The sequence below is a fragment of the Pseudomonas sp. PSE14 genome, assembly GCF_029203285.1.
Lineage (GTDB): Bacteria > Pseudomonadota > Gammaproteobacteria > Pseudomonadales > Pseudomonadaceae > Pseudomonas.
The window spans coordinates 2,730,120-2,746,447 of the sequence record NZ_CP115669.1 but is presented as its reverse complement, the minus strand read 5'-3'; the positions used below and the strand labels follow the sequence as shown (position 1 = coordinate 2,746,447).

The 16,328-nt window shown below is 66.7% G+C and carries 15 protein-coding genes; 5 read left to right on the top strand and 10 right to left on the bottom strand.

Annotated features, from left to right (window positions below):
• Positions 1 to 6: 6 nt before the first annotated feature.
• Together O6P39_RS12705 and O6P39_RS12700 are read right to left on the bottom strand one after the other, a co-directional pair.
• Entirely contained in the window at positions 7 to 1,851 is a 1,845-nt protein-coding gene (locus tag O6P39_RS12705) for a DUF1302 domain-containing protein (RefSeq protein ID WP_275611676.1), read from the bottom strand.
• 133 nt (positions 1,852 to 1,984) lie between these two features.
• A complete protein-coding gene (locus O6P39_RS12700) occupies positions 1,985 to 2,548 on the bottom strand; it encodes an alpha/beta fold hydrolase (protein ID WP_275611675.1) in 564 nt (187 codons plus the stop codon).
• Positions 2,549 to 2,903: 355 nt separating this feature from the next.
• Here O6P39_RS12700 and O6P39_RS12695 point away from each other — a divergent pair, with 355 nt between their 5' ends.
• Positions 2,904 to 3,908 carry an AraC family transcriptional regulator gene (locus O6P39_RS12695; protein ID WP_275611942.1) on the top strand — a complete coding sequence of 335 codons (1,005 nt, stop codon included), beginning with the start codon at positions 2,904 to 2,906 and terminating at the stop codon, positions 3,906 to 3,908.
• Positions 3,909 to 5,033: 1,125 nt separating this feature from the next.
• Here the strand turns inward: O6P39_RS12695 and O6P39_RS12690 are convergent.
• From O6P39_RS12690 to O6P39_RS12660, 7 genes are all read right to left on the bottom strand, one after another.
• On the bottom strand, positions 5,034 to 6,044 hold the full coding sequence (locus tag O6P39_RS12690; protein WP_275611674.1) for a putative sulfate exporter family transporter: 1,011 nt from the start codon (positions 6,042 to 6,044) through the stop codon (positions 5,034 to 5,036).
• Positions 6,041 to 6,376, bottom strand: a complete 336-nt coding sequence (locus O6P39_RS12685; RefSeq protein WP_275611673.1) for a Rieske (2Fe-2S) protein — start codon at positions 6,374 to 6,376, stop codon at positions 6,041 to 6,043. The genes O6P39_RS12690 and O6P39_RS12685 overlap by 4 nt, the downstream gene beginning before the upstream one ends.
• On the bottom strand, positions 6,373 to 7,035 hold the full coding sequence (locus O6P39_RS12680; protein ID WP_275611672.1) for a DsbA family protein: 663 nt from the start codon (positions 7,033 to 7,035) through the stop codon (positions 6,373 to 6,375). Before O6P39_RS12680 ends, O6P39_RS12685 begins: the two co-directional genes overlap by 4 nt.
• Positions 7,032 to 8,321, bottom strand: a complete 1,290-nt coding sequence (locus O6P39_RS12675; protein ID WP_275611671.1) for an MFS transporter — start codon at positions 8,319 to 8,321, stop codon at positions 7,032 to 7,034. The genes O6P39_RS12680 and O6P39_RS12675 overlap by 4 nt, the downstream gene beginning before the upstream one ends.
• Positions 8,322 to 8,414: 93 nt before the next feature.
• Positions 8,415 to 9,467: a 3-keto-5-aminohexanoate cleavage protein gene (locus tag O6P39_RS12670; protein WP_275611670.1), complete on the bottom strand. Its 1,053-nt coding sequence runs from the start codon at positions 9,465 to 9,467 to the stop codon at positions 8,415 to 8,417.
• Between the two features lie 45 nt (positions 9,468 to 9,512).
• Positions 9,513 to 10,361, bottom strand: a complete 849-nt coding sequence (locus O6P39_RS12665; protein WP_275611669.1) for a TauD/TfdA family dioxygenase — start codon at positions 10,359 to 10,361, stop codon at positions 9,513 to 9,515.
• A gap of 11 nt (positions 10,362 to 10,372) precedes the next feature.
• Complete coding sequence (locus O6P39_RS12660) at positions 10,373 to 11,353, bottom strand: quinone oxidoreductase (RefSeq protein ID WP_207886245.1); 981 nt, start codon at positions 11,351 to 11,353, stop codon at positions 10,373 to 10,375.
• Positions 11,354 to 11,561: 208 nt separating this feature from the next.
• On the opposite strand from O6P39_RS12660, the gene O6P39_RS12655 reads away from it, so the two are divergent.
• A complete protein-coding gene (locus O6P39_RS12655) occupies positions 11,562 to 11,756 on the top strand; it encodes a hypothetical protein (RefSeq protein WP_275611668.1) in 195 nt (64 codons plus the stop codon).
• Positions 11,757 to 11,986: 230 nt separating this feature from the next.
• Here O6P39_RS12655 and O6P39_RS12650 read toward each other — a convergent pair whose 3' ends face one another.
• A complete protein-coding gene (locus tag O6P39_RS12650) occupies positions 11,987 to 12,229 on the bottom strand; it encodes a hypothetical protein (protein ID WP_275611667.1) in 243 nt (80 codons plus the stop codon).
• Positions 12,230 to 12,407: 178 nt separating this feature from the next.
• Between O6P39_RS12650 and O6P39_RS12645 the strand changes: the two genes are divergently transcribed.
• The 3 genes from O6P39_RS12645 to O6P39_RS12635 are packed head-to-tail and all read left to right on the top strand — an operon-like array spanning position 12,408 to position 16,323.
• The gene (locus O6P39_RS12645) at positions 12,408 to 13,409 is read left to right on the top strand and encodes an HlyD family efflux transporter periplasmic adaptor subunit (RefSeq protein WP_275611666.1); all 1,002 of its coding nucleotides are present in this window, start codon (positions 12,408 to 12,410) and stop codon (positions 13,407 to 13,409) included.
• Positions 13,409 to 15,196, top strand: a complete 1,788-nt coding sequence (locus tag O6P39_RS12640) for an ATP-binding cassette domain-containing protein (protein ID WP_275611665.1) — start codon at positions 13,409 to 13,411, stop codon at positions 15,194 to 15,196. The genes O6P39_RS12645 and O6P39_RS12640 overlap by 1 nt, the downstream gene beginning before the upstream one ends.
• The gene (locus tag O6P39_RS12635) at positions 15,193 to 16,323 is read left to right on the top strand and encodes an ABC transporter permease (protein ID WP_275611664.1); all 1,131 of its coding nucleotides are present in this window, start codon (positions 15,193 to 15,195) and stop codon (positions 16,321 to 16,323) included. Before O6P39_RS12640 ends, O6P39_RS12635 begins: the two co-directional genes overlap by 4 nt.
• Positions 16,324 to 16,328 lie beyond the last annotated feature (5 nt).

Sequence of the window (16,328 nt, the reverse complement as noted above, 5' to 3'; positions counted from 1 at the left end):
GTGAAATCAGAAGGTCGCCTTGAGGGACGCGGTCACCATGCCGCGGTCCTTCAGCAGGGGTGCGAGGCCGCCCTGCGAGGTGATCTGCCCGGGGATGCACTGGTACTGCCCATTAGCCCCGGGGGTGTTGTTGTCGTGTCCGCTTTCGCAGGTATCGAAGGGACCGAATGCGTCGACGTACTTCAGATCGACGCGGTACTTCTGGTGGAAGTCCGCCGCCACCCCGATCGAGTAGCTGCCGGCGTCTTCGTTGCCGCCCAGTTGCACCGCCGAGTTGCCGTGCAGGCCGACGTTGTAGGCCATCGGCATGGACAGGTCGACGCCGGGGAAAGCCTGGTACCAGGTCGGGGTGAAGTTGGCGGACATGGCGTAGGCATTGGTGGTGACCTTGTCCACGCCGTGGTAGCTGGAGTCGCCCTTGAAGGTCTGCTCGCCTTCGGTGACGTCGATCAGGTGCGTCAGGGTGCCCTCCACCGCCAGCGACGAGGCGTCCCACAGCGGGGTCGCGCCGAAGGTCACCAGGCCATTGAGCACCACATGGAAGGTCTTGCCGCGGGCAAGGCCGGTGTCGCCGTCGCTGGGCAGCGAACCGATCAGGTTGGCGCCATTGATCAGCCCTTTCTGCGCGGCGTTGTAGAGCGTGGAATTGACGGTGGTGAAGTTGCTCGCCAGCGGCATGTTCTCGCGGTAGTTCAGGTCCATGCCGACGCTCACCCCGCCGACTTCCTTCGACAGGCTGATGCCATAGATGTCGATGTCGTCGGCGTAGGCGGTGAAGTAGTTCATCCCCTTCAGGCCGGCCAGACCCGGCTTTTGCAGGTTCGGCGCATCTACCAGCACCGCCGGCAGGGTGTCGGAGGTGTTGCGGTAGTAGAAGCCGAGGGTGCCGTCGAGCCACTCCGGGCTCCACTTGGCCATCAGGCCGAAGTCGCCGGTGTTGTCCGGCTCACGGTCGTGACCGCGCGGCGCGCCGTAGAAGGCATTGAGCGCGGGCAGCGGCAGCCAGAACACGTTGCCGCCATCGTTGAGCATGTCGTACGGCCCCATGTAGGTGCCGCCTTCGGGGAAGCGCGAGTTCTCGAACTCGAGGAAATACTGCGCAGCCAGGGTCAGCTCCGGGTTCACCGTCAACGACGCGGAAAGCTGGTTGCGCGGCATGAACAGCTCTTTCGCCTCGGTGCCCGGCACGTTGTACAGCTTGCCCAGGTCCAGGGCCGACTGGCCGTAGTTGATGCCGTTGGCGGCGCTGAACAGGGTCTCGCCCCAGTACACGGTGTGGCGGCCGAGCTTGCCGCTGAGCAGCATGTCGTCACCGACCTGGTGGCTGGCGAAGACGAAGGCGTCGAGCAGTTCGCCGGAGGGACCGTTGTAGTAGCGGTCGGCGAAGTTGCTCAGGCCGTGGGTGGACGCCTTGGCGCCCGGCGGAGCGATCACGGTGCCGTTCTTGGTGACCAGGTGGCCGGCGTTGCCCTTCTGGCCAGGGAACGGGTTGCTCGAACCAACGTCTTCGTAGGCGTTGTCGTACCAGCCGGCGGCGCTGACGCGGAAGCCCATGCTGTCGCGGTAGACGAAGTCCAGCTCGCTGAGCAGGTCGAAGCGCTGGGTCACCGGGCTGCCGGAGGAGAAATTGCGGTCACCATCGTTGGTGTTGGCGGTGCCGGCGATCTTGCTGTTGGCTGCTTCAACCCGTTGCCCATAGCTGAGCTTGACGGTGTTGTCGAAGCGGACGGCGATGTCGGGGTTGCCGGTGTTCAGCTCGAACGCCTGGGCCGAGGTGCCGCCGAAGGCGCTGATGATTGCCGTGGCGAGCAGGCAGCGGCGCAGCCGCGGTGAGTTGCTCTGGTAGTGCATGCGTGTGCTCCATTTCTTGTTGTTATCGGGACGCTATCCGGGCCCGTCCCGCGGCCCCCGCCCACGCCGCCTTCAGGGCGTACGCGAGCCCGCCCCGGCGCCAGGCACCGGAACGTGAACTTCCTGTCAGGGATCAGCGATCCAGCATCTGGATCAGGTTGTCCGCCTCCGGCCAGTCACCGAAGCCGGATGCCGGGTTCATGTGGCCGACGCGCCCCAGCTCCACCAGGCTTGCGCCCCAGGCGCTGGCCATGCGCTGCACCGCCTCTGGCGTGGCGAGCGGATCGTTGTCGCTGGATGCCACCAGGGTCGGGAACGGCAGAGGTTGCTGCGGCAGTGGTGCCCAGCCACGCTCGGCGAGGCTCGCCGGGCTCGGGTAGTGCTCCGGCCATTGGCCTTCGAGGTCCGGCGGGGTCACCAGCAGCGCGCCCTTGATCGGACGGTCGTGGCGGGCGGCCCAGTGCGCCACCATCAGGGTGCCGGCGCTGTGAGCGACCAGGATCACTGGGCCATCGATCTGCGCCAGCTCGTGCTGGATGGCAGCGACGCGGGCATCGAGGTCAAGCTTGTCCTCGGTCAGCGGCGGAACACTGCGCGCATTCGGCAGGCGGGCCTGAAGATGGGTCTGCCAGTGTTCGGCCACGTGATCGCGCAGGCCGGGAACGATGAGAACGGTGGTGGAGTTGTTGTGTTTCACCGGGTCACCTTGCAGCTATTTCGAACTTGTTGGACTAGACAGTAGAGGCAGCCCGGCGGCGTTGCTTTGCATAGAACGTCAGGCACTTCGCAATTGATGACAGCTCGGACGTCATCCGGCATGCGATTCATCAGGCGAATCCCACGCACCACGCGAGCTAGGGCCTCCCGGTGGCGCTAAACGGCGCTGGGTGATATACAAAAGTTCGTACACGCTTTACTGAACTCGCCGATAGAATCTGTCGTCATCGAACAAGCCAAACGCGCTCCGGTGAGAGTTCGGCACCTGTCATTTCGTGACAGCCCCACCGGCGCGACGCAGCCACAAGAACAAGAAGGCGATCGGCATGACCCCAATGGTTCGTATTGCGGCCCTGACCAACTACCTGGAGGTGGCCCGCCACCTCGGCTTGAACCCCCAGCAACAGCTCAGCCGGGTGGGTCTGAGCCTGTCCATGCTGGAGCACCCCGAGCAGCGCGTGCCCATCACCCCGGTCGTCAGCCTGCTGGAGGAATCGGCCCGCGCCTGCGGCTGCGAGACCTTCGGCCTGCGCATGGCCGAGTCCCGCCAGCTCGCCGATTTCGGCGTGATCAGCCTGCTGATCACCCACCAGGCGACCCTGCGCGAAGCCATCGACACCATCGTCCAGTACCGCCACCTGATCAACGAATCGCTGGCCCTGTACGTGGACCAGGAAGGCAAGACCGCAATCCTGCGCGAAGAGATCATCACCGTGCCGCCGATGCCCATGCGCCAGGGCATCGAACTGGCCATCGGCACCCTCTACCGCCTCTGCGCCGCCCTCCTCGGCCCGCACTGGCGGCCGATCAGCGTGAACCTCACCCACGACGCGCCGGCCGACCTGCAGGTGCACAAGCGCCTGTTCGGCTGCAAGATCGAGTTCGGCAGCGAATTCAACGGCATCGTGATCCCGGCGGCCGACCTCGACGCGGCCAACCCCATGGCCGACCCGGCCATGGCCCGCCACGCGCGCAGCTTCGTCGACTCGCTGCCCGGCGCCACCGACGGCAGCACCCTGAACGAGGTGCGCAAGGCCATCTACCTGCTGCTGCCCATGGGCCGCGCCACCATCGAGCAGATCGCCCAGTCGCTGGGCCTGAACGTACGCACCCTGCAGCGCCGCCTGGAGGAGAACGGCGTGACCTTCTCCGACCTGATCAACGAAGTGCGCCGGGAGCTGGTGCTGCGCTACATGGAAAACCCGCGCTACTCGCTCAGCCGGATTGCCGACCTGCTGGGGTATGGGATGCCCAGTTCGTTCACCCGCTGGTTCACCATTCAGTACGGCATGTCGCCGGCGGCGTGGCGGCGGGAGCATACGGGGCGGGAGTTGGAGTGAGATCTCGCCAGGGCGGGCTTTCGTAGGGCGGATAACGCGAAGCGTTATCCGCCGTTTTGGAGTTCGGTATTTCTGCGCCGCGTAGGCATGCTCGGATGTTTCTTGTTTCGCCCCCTCGGGCGAGTCCCTTTTGGGGCCCCAAAAGGAACCAAAAGGGCCCGTCCCGGCATCCGGCCCCGGCTTCGCCGGGGGTGATTCGCTTCGCTCACCCTTCGGGTCAGCCTTCGGCTGTTACTTCGCTTCGCTCCGTTTCCCTCGCTCCGGCATCGCTCCGAGGGTCGGCGTAGAAGGGCCATCCATGGCCCTCTTAGCGGGGACGCCTAGTCCTCTCGCGGCATCCATGCCGCTCGCCCCTCTGCGCAATACCTCCACTCGGCCTCCTGACGGGACTCTGCGCGCGCCTGGAACTTTGGCTGCTTCATGCTGGATTGCTCTTCGTAGGATGGCGTGGAGCGAAGCGATACCCATCACGGCGGATAACGCTGCGCGTTATTCGCCCTACGGAATACGGCCCGCGCGAGGCTCCTGGCTTTTCGTAGGAGCGAGCTTGCTCGCGAACAGAATTATCCGGCCGCATCGGTGTTGGGCGGTTCGCGAGCAAGCTCGCTCCTACAAGTTGGCGGCAAACATCTGCGCTTTCCTGGAAGCGCAAATTCCGCCGCTATAGATTTCGCGGACAAGGTCCGCTCCTACGAAGAGCATGACCGCTCTGGCTCTTGAAGATTTCCAGAGAAATATCCGCACGCACCGGAGCGCCCCTTCAGGAGGCCGAGTGGAATCGGAGTTTCAGGGGTTGAGCGGCATGGATGCCGCGAGAGCCGCGATGGGCCAGGGATGGCCCTTCGCGGCGGGCCCCTGAAACTTCGATGGAAGGAGGGAACCCCGGCGAAGCCGGGGCCGAATGATGGGGCAGAGACTTTTGCCTACTTTGGGGCGTTTGCCAAAGTAGGTCGCCCGAGGGGGCGAAACAAAATCTCTCAGCACACGCCGAAGCGGCGCGGAAACACCCAACCCAACAGCCCAAAAGCATCGCGGGCATAGCCCGCTCCTACAACGGTTCTCCCGTAGGAGCGGGCCATGCCCGCGCTTGGTGCCAATAAGGCACAACGACCAGCTGCCGACCAATCAACCCGCCAGGCGCAACATCCCCAACACCAGCCCCGCCAGGAACACCGTCTCCCCCACCATCAGCAGGATCGGCTTGATCCCCACCGTGGCCAGGGCGCGCAGCTGGGTCTTCATGCCCAGCGCCGCGATGGCGATCACCAGGCACCATTGCGACAGCTTGCTGCCCGCCTGCTGTACCACCGGCGCCAGGACTCCGGTGCTGTTGACCGCCGCCAGCAGCACGAAGCCCACGGCGAACCAGGGCAGCAGCGGCGGTCGCTTGTCGCCCGGCTCGACACCGCGGGCGCGGGTGATCATTGCCGCGCAGAGGATCACCGGCAGCAGCATGGCCACGCGCATCAGCTTGACCACCGTGGCGCTGTCGCCGACTTCCGGCGAAATGCTGTAGCCGGCGCCGACCACCTGGGCCACGTCGTGGATGGTGCCGCCGAGGAAGATGCCCGCCTGCAACGGCGGCAGGCCCAGGGCATGGACGATCATCGGGTAGAGGATCATCGCCAGGGTCGAAAGGGCCGAGACACCGAGCACGGTGAACAGCGTGGCCTTTTCCTTCTGCGTATGGGCCGGCAGCGCCGCCGCCAGGGCCAGGGCCGCCGAGGCGCCGCAGATGGCCGTGGCGCCGCCGGTGAGCAGGCCGAACAGGAAGTTGAAGCCCATGGCGCGGGCGGCAGCGATGGAGACCAGGATGGTCACCGTCACCAGCACAACCACCATGACCACCGGCTGCCAGCCCAGCTCGGCGATCTGCCCGAAGGTGATGCGGATGCCCAGCAGCGCCACGCCCAAACGCAGGATCTCGCGGGCAGTAAATTCGATTCCGGCCTTGCACACGCTGTCGGTGGCGAGAAAGTTCAGCGCCAGGCCCAGCAACAGCGCGAACAGCATCACCGGCGCGCCGTAGTGTTCGGAGAGGAAGGTCGCCGCGGCGGCGACCATGGCGCTGACCAGCAGCCCCGGCAGCAGCGTGCGGCTGCGGGTGCCGAGCGCGGAGATGACGGCGGTGCTCATGCGGAAACTCCCTCGGCGATCGTTTCGTCGAGCAGCAGGAAGCACTCGTCGGCGCGCCACTCGATGGGATAGCGACGCACGCCGAAACCCTTGATGCCCGCCGGGCAGCCGGTGTCCAGGTCGAACTTCAACCCGTGCGCCGGGCACTGCAGCCAACGGCCGTCCAGGCGGCCGGTGAACAGCGAGGCCCCGGCATGCGGGCAGCGGTCGTCGATGGCGTACAGGCAGCCTTCCACGTCGAACAGCAGGACGATGCCCTTGTCATGGTGGAACAGGCTGCGGCCGCCCCGTGCGGGCAGCCGTTCGCTCGGAATGTGCAACGCGCCACTCATGCCGACAGCGCCTCCTGCCGATCGAAGGCCCGCAGCAGGGCCACCAGCAGCTGGTCCGGGCTCTGCCCACCAAGGGCGAAGGCGCGCCCGTCGAGCAGGAACAGCGGCACGCTGGAGTCGGCCAGGCCCACGCGGCGGCCGATGAAAGCGCGAGCGCCGTCGGTCAGTGCCTCCTCGAACTGCTCGGGAATGTAATCGCAGGCGCGCAGCAGGCGCCGCAGGGTGTCGCGCTGGCCGATGTCCTCGCCGAGCTGGAAATGCGCGCGGAACAGCAGTTCCAGCAGGCGCTCCAGCTGCGACTGGCTGCCCAGCTGGGCGGCACGCTGGAACACGCGGTGGGCGTAGGTGGTATTGGGCATGCTGCGGATGCGCTCGAAGTCGATCTCGACCCCGGCCTGGCGCGCGGCGTCGCGCACTTCCATCTGGCGTGCGCGCACCGCCCGCTTGCCGCCCAGGCGGCGCTGGTAGAACGCGGCGAAGGGTTCGCCCTCCATCGGTACCTGGGGCAGCAGTTGCAGCCCCAGCCAGTTCACCCGCACGTCCAGTTCCGGACGCTGCCGGGCCAGCAGGCGCAGCGCGGTGTCCAGGTTGCGCTTGCCGATCAGGCACCAGGGGCAGATGAAGTCGAAGGTCATGTCCAGGTTCAGCGTCGGCATCATGCGCCCTCCTCCTCGCCGCGCAGGCGGCGGATATCGCTGTGGTAGTGGCGCCGGGCGTAGATGAACACCAGCGCGGCGAAGATGCTCAGCAGCGGGACGATCTGGAACGCGCGGTCCAGTCCCACGGCGTCGGCCAGCACGCCGGTGAGCAGCGGGCCGGGCGCCAGGCCCAGCAGGTTGTTGGCCAGGGTCAGGGTGGCGAAGGCAGTGCCGTGCACGGCCGGGCTGGTGAGGTTGGCCACCATGGCGCCGGACGGCCCGGAGGTGCCGGCCGCCACCAGCATGCCGAGGGCGAGCAGGCTTAGTTGCATCGTGCCCGGCGGCAGGTGGAACGCCACCGACAGCAGCAGGCAGCTGGCCAGGCAGAAACCGATGGCGAGGACGATCTTGCGCGGCGGATTGGCGCGACCCAGGCGGTCGCATAGGATGCCGCAGAGCACCATGCCGCTGCCGCCCACCAGCACGATCACCGCCGAGATCAGTCCGGCCTTGTCGGTGTCCAGGTGGTAGTAGCGGTTCAGGTAGCTGGGAATCCACACCATCACGGCGGCGGCGACGAACAGCTGCAGGCCGCTGCCCAGGTAGGCGGCGATCACCGAACGGCTGCCGAACAGGCTGCGCAGCGAGCGCCCGCCCACCTGGCGCGGCGCTTCGGCGGCGGCTACCGGGGCGATGCGCTTCTCGCTCACCACCAACGGATACAGCAGCGCCAGCAACAGGCCGAACAGCGCCATGCCGGCGAACGCCCAGCGCCAGCCCAGGTGGGCGGCCAGCACGCCGCCCAGGCCCATGCCCAGCACCGAGCCGAACATACCACCGGCCATGAAGGCGCCGGTCAGGGTGGCGCGCAGGTGCGCCGGGAACACCGAGATCACCACGGCGATGCCAACGCTGCCGTAGGCCGCCTCGCCGACGCCGACGAAGAAGCGTGCGGCGAACATCTGCGGGAAGGTCTGCGCCAGCGCGCAGCCCAGAGTCGCCAGGCTCCAGAGCATGGCCATCAGCGACAGGCTGCGCACCCGGCCCCAGCGGTCGGCGAGCAGCGAAAGGGGGAAAGTCAGCAGGCCGACCATGACGGCGACGATGCCGCTGAGCAGGCCGAGCTTGGCATCGCTCAGGGCCCATTCGCCCTTGATCAGCGGAAAGACGGCGTTGAGCACCTGGCGCGACATGTAATCGGAAATCAGCAGGCCGAACGTCAGGGCGAACACGACCCAGGCATAACGACGCGGCACGCTGGGCGTGGTGGCGGAAATGTCGCCCAGGGCGACGGAGTGGATGGCCATGACGCTACCTCTCCAGGCGAGTAATCGGGTTCTTGTTGTTCTTCTGGGGTAAAAGCCGGTGCGGGTTACTGGCAGAACCCGCACCGGAGCCTGTCACGCGCGAAGCGGGACGGACTTCTGGCCCGGCTGGCGGTTGGGCGCCATGCCGTTCATGCGCAGGGTTTCCTCGACGCTGTCGTACTGCACGCCGATCTTGTAGATGGCGCGGGCTTCCTGGCCGCTGGCGACTTCACGGCCCAGTTCGTGGGCGACGCGCACGCACTGCTGGATCTGCTCGACCGAGGTCATGCGCTGGCCGTGCTGGCCGATGATGGTGTCCTCGATGCCGCAGCGCGGGTGCAGGCCCATGGCCATGGCCATCATGTTGAACGGCAGGACGTTCTTGAGCAGCGACTCGGCGGTGACCGTGGCGCCGTCCGGCGCGCGGTGCACGAAGTTCATGAAGTTGAACGGGTTGGGGCCGTCGAAGCCGCCGCCGATGCCGATCCAGGTCAGGTTCAGCGGGCCCTTGTAGACGCCCTTGCGCACCAGGCGCTCGAGGGTTTCCAGGGCGTGCATGCCGGTGAGCTGGAAGTGCGGCTGGATATTGGCCGCCTGCAGGCGTTTCAGGTGTTCCTCGACCCACGCCGGGCCGGCCGGCACGGTCATCTCGCTGTAGGCCGCCTGGTAGGCCGGGTGCTCCAGGGAAGTGCCCTTGAGGTACTCCGGGTAGAGCAGCTCCATGATGTTCATCTGGGTGGTGTTGATCGCCACCGTCACCTGGTCGGGCTTGGGGGTCAGCTCGGCGAGCATGTGACGGGTATCGTCGGACAGCCACTTGGCCGCCTCGCCGTCGCTTTCCGGGGCGAAGGAAATCGAGCCGCCGACCTGGATGATCATGTCCGGCACGGCTTCGCGCACGCCGGCGATCAGCTCGTTGAACTTGGACAGGCGCTTGGAGCCCTTGCCGTCCAGCTCACGCACGTGCAGGTGCAGCACGGTGGCGCCGGCTTCGTAGCAGTCCACGGCCTTCTGGACCTGTTCGTCCATGGTCACCGGGATGTCTTCGGGGAAGTCCTCGGGCATCCATTCCGGGCCGTAGGGGGCCACGGTGATGACTACCTTGTCCTGGTTCTCCGGGTGCAGGGAATCGTCGAAAAATTGCATGTCAGTCTCCGTAAATTGTTCTTGTAGAGCTCTTTTTTCCGAGGATCAGAACGGCTTGTCGCCGATGATTCCGGCGCGCTCCATGCGGCGCACGCAGGGTGGGTAATCCATCACCGCGTAATGCTGGGTACTGCGGTTGTCCCAGATCGCCACGCTGTTCTTCTTCCAGCGCCAGCGCACCTGGTACTCGGGGATGTAGACCTGGCTCACCAGGTAGCGCAGCAGGTCCAGCGCGCCGGGGTTGGCGTCCTGGCCGAAGCGCACGTTCTGCGGGGTGTGGTAGTTGGTGAAGTGGGTGGTGAAGGCGTTGACGAACAGCACCTTCTCGCCCGTCTCCGGATGGGTGCGCACCACCGGGTGCTCGGCGTCCGGGTACATCGCCTTCAGCGCCAGGCGCTTCTCGATCGGCATCGCCGCGCCGAAGCTCGCCTCGATGCTGTGGCGGGCGCGCAGCTCGGCGATCTTGCTCTTGATCTCGGCCGGCAGCATTTCGTAGGCCAGCGCCATGTTCGCCCACATGGTGTCGCCGCCCACCGGCGGGCATTCCACGCAGCGCAGCACGCAGCCCATGGGCGGCGACTCGCGCCAGGTGGCGTCGGTGTGCCAGGCGTTCTCGTAGCGGTCGTTGGGCAGGTCCGGGGTCTTGTAGATGCGCACCAGGCCCGGATGCTCCGGGTCGCTGCCGGCCACCGGGTGGTCCTCCAGCTCGCCGAAACGGCGAGCGAAGGCCACATGGTCGGCGCGGCTGATGTCCTGGTCGCGCAGGAACAGCACCTTGTGTTTCAGCAGCAGGCTGCGCATTTCGTCGAACAGTGCATCGTCACGGGCGGCATCGCCCAGGTTCACGCCGGAAACTTCAGCGCCGATGCTGCAAGTCAGTTGCTCCACGTGCATGACGAGTCACCTCAGATGACGAAGATCGACGAGCCGGTAGTCTTGCGCGACTCCAGGTCGCGGTGGGCCTGCACGGCATCTTCCAGCGCGTAGTGCTGGTTGATCTCGATGCGGATGTCGCCATTGCCGACGTGGGTGAACAGCTCATCCAGCAGCGCGGCCTTCTCCGCCGGGTCGGCGATGTAGTCGGCCAGCGCCGGGCGGGTGAGGAAGATCGAGCCCTTCATCGCCAGCAGGACCGGGTCGAACGGCGGGATCGGCCCGGACGCGGTGCCGACGCAGACCATCAGGCCACGGCGCTTGAGCGAGTCCAGGGAGGACATGAAGGTGTCCTTGCCGACGCTGTCGAACACCACGTCCACGCCGCGGCCATCGGTCAGCTCGCGAACCCGCGAGGCAACGTCTTCGCGGCTGTAGTCGATGACTTCCGAGCAGCCATGGGCCAGGGCGACCTGGGCCTTGGCTTCGCTGGAGACCGTGCCGATCACCCGCAGGCCGAGCAGGCGCGCCCACTGCGAGACGATCAGGCCCACGCCACCGGCGGCGGCGTGCAGCAGGATGCTGTCGCCGGGCTTGAAGTCATGGATGCGGCGCATCAGGTAGGCCGAGGTCAGGCCGCGCATGGTCATGGCGGCGGCGGTCTCGAAGGCAATGCTTTCGGGCAGGCGGATCAACGGCGCGGCGGGCACCAGGCGCTCGGTGCTGTAGGCACCCAGGGTATTGATGAAGCCGGTGTAGGTGACCCGGTCGCCCGGTACGACGTTGTGCACGCCCTCGCCCACCGCCACCACCACCCCGGCGGCCTCCACACCCATGCCGCTGGGCAGGGGCACCGCGTAGGTCCCATTACGGAAGTAGGTGTCCGCGTAGTTCAGCCCTACGGCAACGTGGCGCAGGCGAACCTGCCCCGGGCCGGGATCGCCGACCTCCACGTCCTCGTAACGCAGGACTTCGGGACCCCCGGTTTCATAGAAACGAACGGCTTTGGCCATGCCGGATTCTCCAGTTTGTCTTGTTTTTTTAGAGGGCGGATGCCCATGGATCGGACTCTAGGGAGGGGGCCGGACAGCCGCTTCACATCGAACGACAGGGGCTTTTCATTTCGTGACAGGGAGGTGGCGCCGTTCGTCAGGCACTTGGGGGGACAGGCGCCAGGGCGCGTTCACTGGAGGGTGGGACAGCCAACGGGAGGACGCGGACATGCCGAGATTCATCGCGCTGCTACTGGCGGGCGTACTGGCCCTCGCCCTGGGCGGATCGTCCTGCAGCGGCCACAGCGGGCCCGCCGACCACAACGTCGCGCCGCCGCCCAAACCGCAGATGTCCGACGACATCAATATCGGCGACCGGGGAATCGACCCTCAGCGGATTCAGCCGCAAGCGCCGCAGCGCTGAAACCGCCGGCTCTATTGCAGGAGCGAGCTTGCTCGCGAAGCGCCCAGCGCCGGTGCCGCCGGTAGCCTCCCTTCGCGAGCAAGCTCGCTCCTACGAAAAGCTGTCCGTAGGGTGTACAACCGTTCGCGGTTGTACACCGATACTCCTTGCCCTATTGCTGGCGCCATGACTGAACCCGGAGCGGTCTGAGGCTCAGGCCAAACGGCGTATAACGCGGAGCGATATACGCCCTACGGATGCTGCCTTCGCAGGCAAGCCATCGCGATGAAGCGCGCCGACACCATCGCCAGCAGTCCGAGCCCGCCGAAGAGCACGATGGTGGTCATGCCCTCGCTGTGGGTCAGGAAGTCCGTCAGCGCGGCCAGGCCGATGGCCAGGACGAACATCACCATGCCGGACCACTGCATCAGCTGCGCGCGACGCAGGCAAGAGGACTGTTTGGCGGCCTGAGAACCATTCACTTGATCGCTCATGACAGCGCTCCCGTTGAGGTTGCCTCTTCACGCTAACAGCAATATGCAACCACGGTGGCGCAGCTGACGAAATGATCGTCAAACCCGTCTGCGACGCACCGTAGCCGTGATTTTGCTGCTCCGGGAGCGAATAACTGGCTATCCTTCACCGGGCTGTCACGAAACAGGGAAGGTCTACATGCCGAAGAAGCTGTTGCTGGTCGTCGTTCTGGTGCTGTTGCTGGGGGGCGGGTCATGGTGGTACCTGCAATCCCGCGAAAGCGGAGATAAAGGACTGGTGCTCTACGGCAACGTCGATATCCGCCAGGTTTCGCTGGCCTTCATCGGCAGCGAGCGCATCGCCCGCATGAACGTCGATGAAGGCGACCTGGTAAAGGCCGGCGACGTGCTGGCCAGCCTCGACACCCGCACCCTGCGCCTGCAGATCGACAAGGCCCGGGCGCAGATCGCCGCCCAGGAGCAGAGCCTGTTGCGCCTGAAGAACGGCACGCGCCCCGAGGACATCGACCGCGCCCGCGCCCAGGACCAGGCCGCCCGCGCCCAGCTCGACCTCGCCAACACCCAGCTGCGCCGCCTGCAGAACATCCGCGCCAACAGTCCCGGCGGCCGCGCTGTGAGCCAGCAGGACATCGACAGCGCCACCTCCCAGCAGAAGGTCGCCCAGGCCCAGCTGGAAGATCGGCAGAAATCCCTGCGCCTGGCCCGGATCGGCCCGCGCGCGGAAGACATCGCCCAGGCCGAGGCGCAGCTCGCCGCCGCCCGCGCCGACCTCGCCCTGCTCCAGCACAACCTCGACGAAGCCGACCTCAAGGCGCCACAGAACGCCACCGTGCGTTCGCGCCTGCTGGAACCCGGCGACATGGCCTCGCCGCAACGCCCGGTGTATTCCCTGGCGCTGACCGACCCGAAATGGATTCGCGCCTATGTCAGCGAAGTCAACCTGGGGCGGCTCAAGCCCGGCATGAAGGCCGAGGTCTTCACCGACAGCCACCCGGACCAGGCCATCGACGGTCACGTCGGCTTTATCTCCTCGGTCGCCGAATTCACCCCGAAATCGGTGCAGACCGAAGAGCTGCGCACCAGCCTGGTCTACGAAGTCCGGGTGCTGGTGGCCGACCCCGATAACCGCCTGCGCCTGGGCATGCCGGCCACGGTACGTTTCGCCGACGAGCCGCGCTGATGGCCCCGGTTCAGGGAATCCACGACGAAAGCCCGGTCATCCGCGCCGCGGGCCTGGCCAAGCAGTTCCTGGTCAAGGAGTCGGGCAAGACGGTACAGGCGCTCAAGGACATCAGCCTGGACATCCCGCGCGGCCAGCTCACCGCGCTGGTCGGCCCGGACGGCGCCGGCAAGACCACCTTCCTGCGCCTGGTCGCCGGGCTTCTGCAGGCCGATGCCGGCAGCCTGACGGTGCTGGACCTGGACGTCCACACCCACCCGCAGCGGGTGCAGGACCGCATCAGCTACATGCCGCAGCGCTTCGGCCTCTACGAGGACCTCAGCGTGCAGGAGAACCTCGACCTCTACGCCGACCTCCACGGCGTGCCCCACGGGCAGCGCGAGGAACGCTACCAGCGCCTGCTGGAAATGACCGACCTGTCGCGCTTCACCGAGCGCCCGGCGGGCAAGCTCTCCGGCGGCATGAAGCAGAAGCTGGGCCTGGCCTGCACCCTGGTGCGCTCGCCGGACCTGCTGCTGCTCGACGAACCCACCGTGGGCGTCGACCCGCTGTCGCGCCGCGAACTCTGGGAAATCATCCAGCAGCTGATCGAGCAGGAGCAGCTCAGCGTGCTGGTCTCCACCTCCTACATGGACGAAGCCGAGCGCTGCGCCGAAGTCTTCCTGCTGCACCAGGGCCAACTGATGGCCAAGGGCGACCCAGCGTCGATCCGCCAGCACGCCGACCACCTCTGCTTCATCGCCACGCCGCCGCCGGAACAGCCCGCGCGCACCCTGCAGGCGCGGCTGCTGGAGGACCACCAGAACATCGTCGACGCCGTGCCGCAATCGGGCGAAGTGCGCTTCATCCGCCAGCCCGACGCCGAGCAATCGAAGCTCGACCAGTTGCTCGGCGGCGCGCCGGTCCGCCCGGTGGAGGCGCGGCTGGAAGACGGCTTCATGTTCCTCCTGCGCGCCCGCAGCGACGCCGAGGCGGTGGACATGGAATCGCTCAAGAGCGGCACGCAGCGTCATGAGGATGGCGAGGAAGCTGTGATCGAAGTGAAGGACCTGGTGCGCAAGTTCGGCGACTTCACCGCCGTGGCCAGCACCAGCTTCAGCGTGCGCCGCGGGGAAATCTTCGGCCTGCTCGGCCCCAACGGCGCCGGCAAGACCACCACCTTCCGCATGCTCTGCGGGCTGCTGCCGGCCACCAGCGGCACCCTGCAGGTGGCCGGGGTCAACCTGCGCCACGCGCGGGCCCAGGCACGACGCAAAGTCGGCTACGTGTCGCAGAAGTTCTCCCTCTACGGCAACCTCTCGGTGGCGGAGAACCTGCGCTTCTTCGGCGGTGCCTATGGCCTGATCGGCAAGCGCCTGAGCCAGCGGATGGACGCGGTGTCGCGGCAGTTCGACCTCGCCGGCCAGGAAGACGCGCCCAGCGGGCAACTGCCGGGGGGCTTCAAGCAACGCCTGGCGATGGCCGTGGGCCTGCTCCACGAGCCGGAAATCCTCTTCCTCGACGAACCCACCAGCGGCGCCGATCCCCTCGCCCGCCGTGGCTTCTGGCAACGCATCACGGCGCTGGCGGCCTCCGGCACCACCATCATCATCACTACTCACTTCATGGAAGAAGCCGAGTACTGCGACCGCATCGTCATCCAGGACGCCGGCAAGCTGCTGGCCATGGGCACCCCGCAGGAAGTGCGCGAGCAAGCCGGCGGCAAGGGCAGCACGCTGAACATGGAGCAGGCATTCATCGAGATCGTGGAAAGCAACCGCGAACGGGCCAGGGCGGGCGCGGCATGAGTGCCGGCGGCTTCTGGCGGCGCCTCGCCTCGCTGACCCGCAAGGAAGTGCGGCAGCTGGTGCGCGACCGCAGCAACCTGCTGATCGGCATCGGCCTGCCCATCGCGCTGATCCTGATCTTCGGCTACGGCCTGTCGCTGGACGTGAAGCGCGCCATCGTCGCCATCGTCCTCGACGATCCCTCGCCCATCGCCCGCGACGTCGCCGCCAGCATCAGCCGCACCGACTACCTGGTGCCACATCATGTGCGCTCCCTTGCCGAGGGCGAGGCGCTGATGAAGTCCCGCGAGGTGGACGCGCTGGTGCAGGTGCCCTCCGACTTCACCCGCCGCCTGAATGAAGGCAACGCGCAGATCCAGGTGCTGGTGCAGGGCTCGGACGCCACCCGCGCCGCCAGCGTCGCCACTTATGTCGGCAGCGCCCTGGCCGGCTGGGGCGAGAAGCAGGCCGACCGCAGCGCCGGTGCCCAGAGTCGGGGCGGCGCCGTTACCATCGTCCAGCGCATGTGGTTCAACGCCGCCAACACCAGCACCTGGTATCTGGTGCCGGGGCTGATCGTGCTGATCATGACCCTGGTGGGCGCCTTCCTCACCGCCCTGGTGATGGCCCGCGAATGGGAGCGCGGTACCCTGGAAGCGCTGTTCGTCACCCCGGTGCGGCCGGTGGAAATCCTCCTGGCGAAGATCATCCCCTGCTTCGGCATCGGCATGATCGGCCTGGCGCTGTGCCTGATCGCCGCGCGCGTCCTGTTCGACGTGCCGCTGTACGGCTCCTTCGTGGTGCTGGTGGTCGCCTCCATGCTCTACATGCTGGTGGCCCTGGGCATCGGCCTGCTGATCTCGGCGATGACCAAGAACCAGTTCCTCGCCAGCCAGATCGCCCTGCTCGCCAGCTTCCTGCCGGCCATGATGCTCTCGGGCTTCATCTTCGACCTGCGCAACGTGCCGACCGCCATCCGCGTGGTGGGCGACCTGCTGCCGGCGACCTATTTCATGGAACTGGTGAAATCCCTGTTCCTGGCCGGCAACTTCTGGCCGATGATCCTCAAGGACTGCGCGATCCTCGCCACCTACGCCGTGGTCCTGCTGGGCCTGGCGCGGCTGGTGACGCGCAAGCGACTGGACTAGAGCAC

What these genes read in the sequence shown, in the direction of transcription:
- O6P39_RS12690 (WP_275611674.1), bottom strand. Translation starts at nt 6,044, where the DNA reads ATGAGCACCGCCGTCATCTCCGCGCTCGGCACCCGCAGCCGCACGCTG.
- O6P39_RS12705 (WP_275611676.1), bottom strand. Translation starts at nt 1,851, where the DNA reads ATGCACTACCAGAGCAACTCACCGCGGCTGCGCCGCTGCCTGCTCGCC.
- O6P39_RS12670 (WP_275611670.1), bottom strand. Translation starts at nt 9,467, where the DNA reads ATGCAATTTTTCGACGATTCCCTGCACCCGGAGAACCAGGACAAGGTA.
- O6P39_RS12665 (WP_275611669.1), bottom strand. Translation starts at nt 10,361, where the DNA reads ATGCACGTGGAGCAACTGACTTGCAGCATCGGCGCTGAAGTTTCCGGC.
- O6P39_RS12660 (WP_207886245.1), bottom strand. Translation starts at nt 11,353, where the DNA reads ATGGCCAAAGCCGTTCGTTTCTATGAAACCGGGGGTCCCGAAGTCCTG.
- O6P39_RS12655 (WP_275611668.1), top strand. Translation starts at nt 11,562, where the DNA reads ATGCCGAGATTCATCGCGCTGCTACTGGCGGGCGTACTGGCCCTCGCC.
- O6P39_RS12695 (WP_275611942.1), top strand. Translation starts at nt 2,904, where the DNA reads ATGGTTCGTATTGCGGCCCTGACCAACTACCTGGAGGTGGCCCGCCAC.
- O6P39_RS12680 (WP_275611672.1), bottom strand. Translation starts at nt 7,035, where the DNA reads ATGATGCCGACGCTGAACCTGGACATGACCTTCGACTTCATCTGCCCC.
- O6P39_RS12645 (WP_275611666.1), top strand. Translation starts at nt 12,408, where the DNA reads ATGCCGAAGAAGCTGTTGCTGGTCGTCGTTCTGGTGCTGTTGCTGGGG.
- O6P39_RS12675 (WP_275611671.1), bottom strand. Translation starts at nt 8,321, where the DNA reads ATGGCCATCCACTCCGTCGCCCTGGGCGACATTTCCGCCACCACGCCC.
- O6P39_RS12635 (WP_275611664.1), top strand. Translation starts at nt 15,193, where the DNA reads ATGAGTGCCGGCGGCTTCTGGCGGCGCCTCGCCTCGCTGACCCGCAAG.
- O6P39_RS12685 (WP_275611673.1), bottom strand. Translation starts at nt 6,376, where the DNA reads ATGAGTGGCGCGTTGCACATTCCGAGCGAACGGCTGCCCGCACGGGGC.
- O6P39_RS12650 (WP_275611667.1), bottom strand. Translation starts at nt 12,229, where the DNA reads ATGAGCGATCAAGTGAATGGTTCTCAGGCCGCCAAACAGTCCTCTTGC.
- O6P39_RS12640 (WP_275611665.1), top strand. Translation starts at nt 13,409, where the DNA reads ATGGCCCCGGTTCAGGGAATCCACGACGAAAGCCCGGTCATCCGCGCC.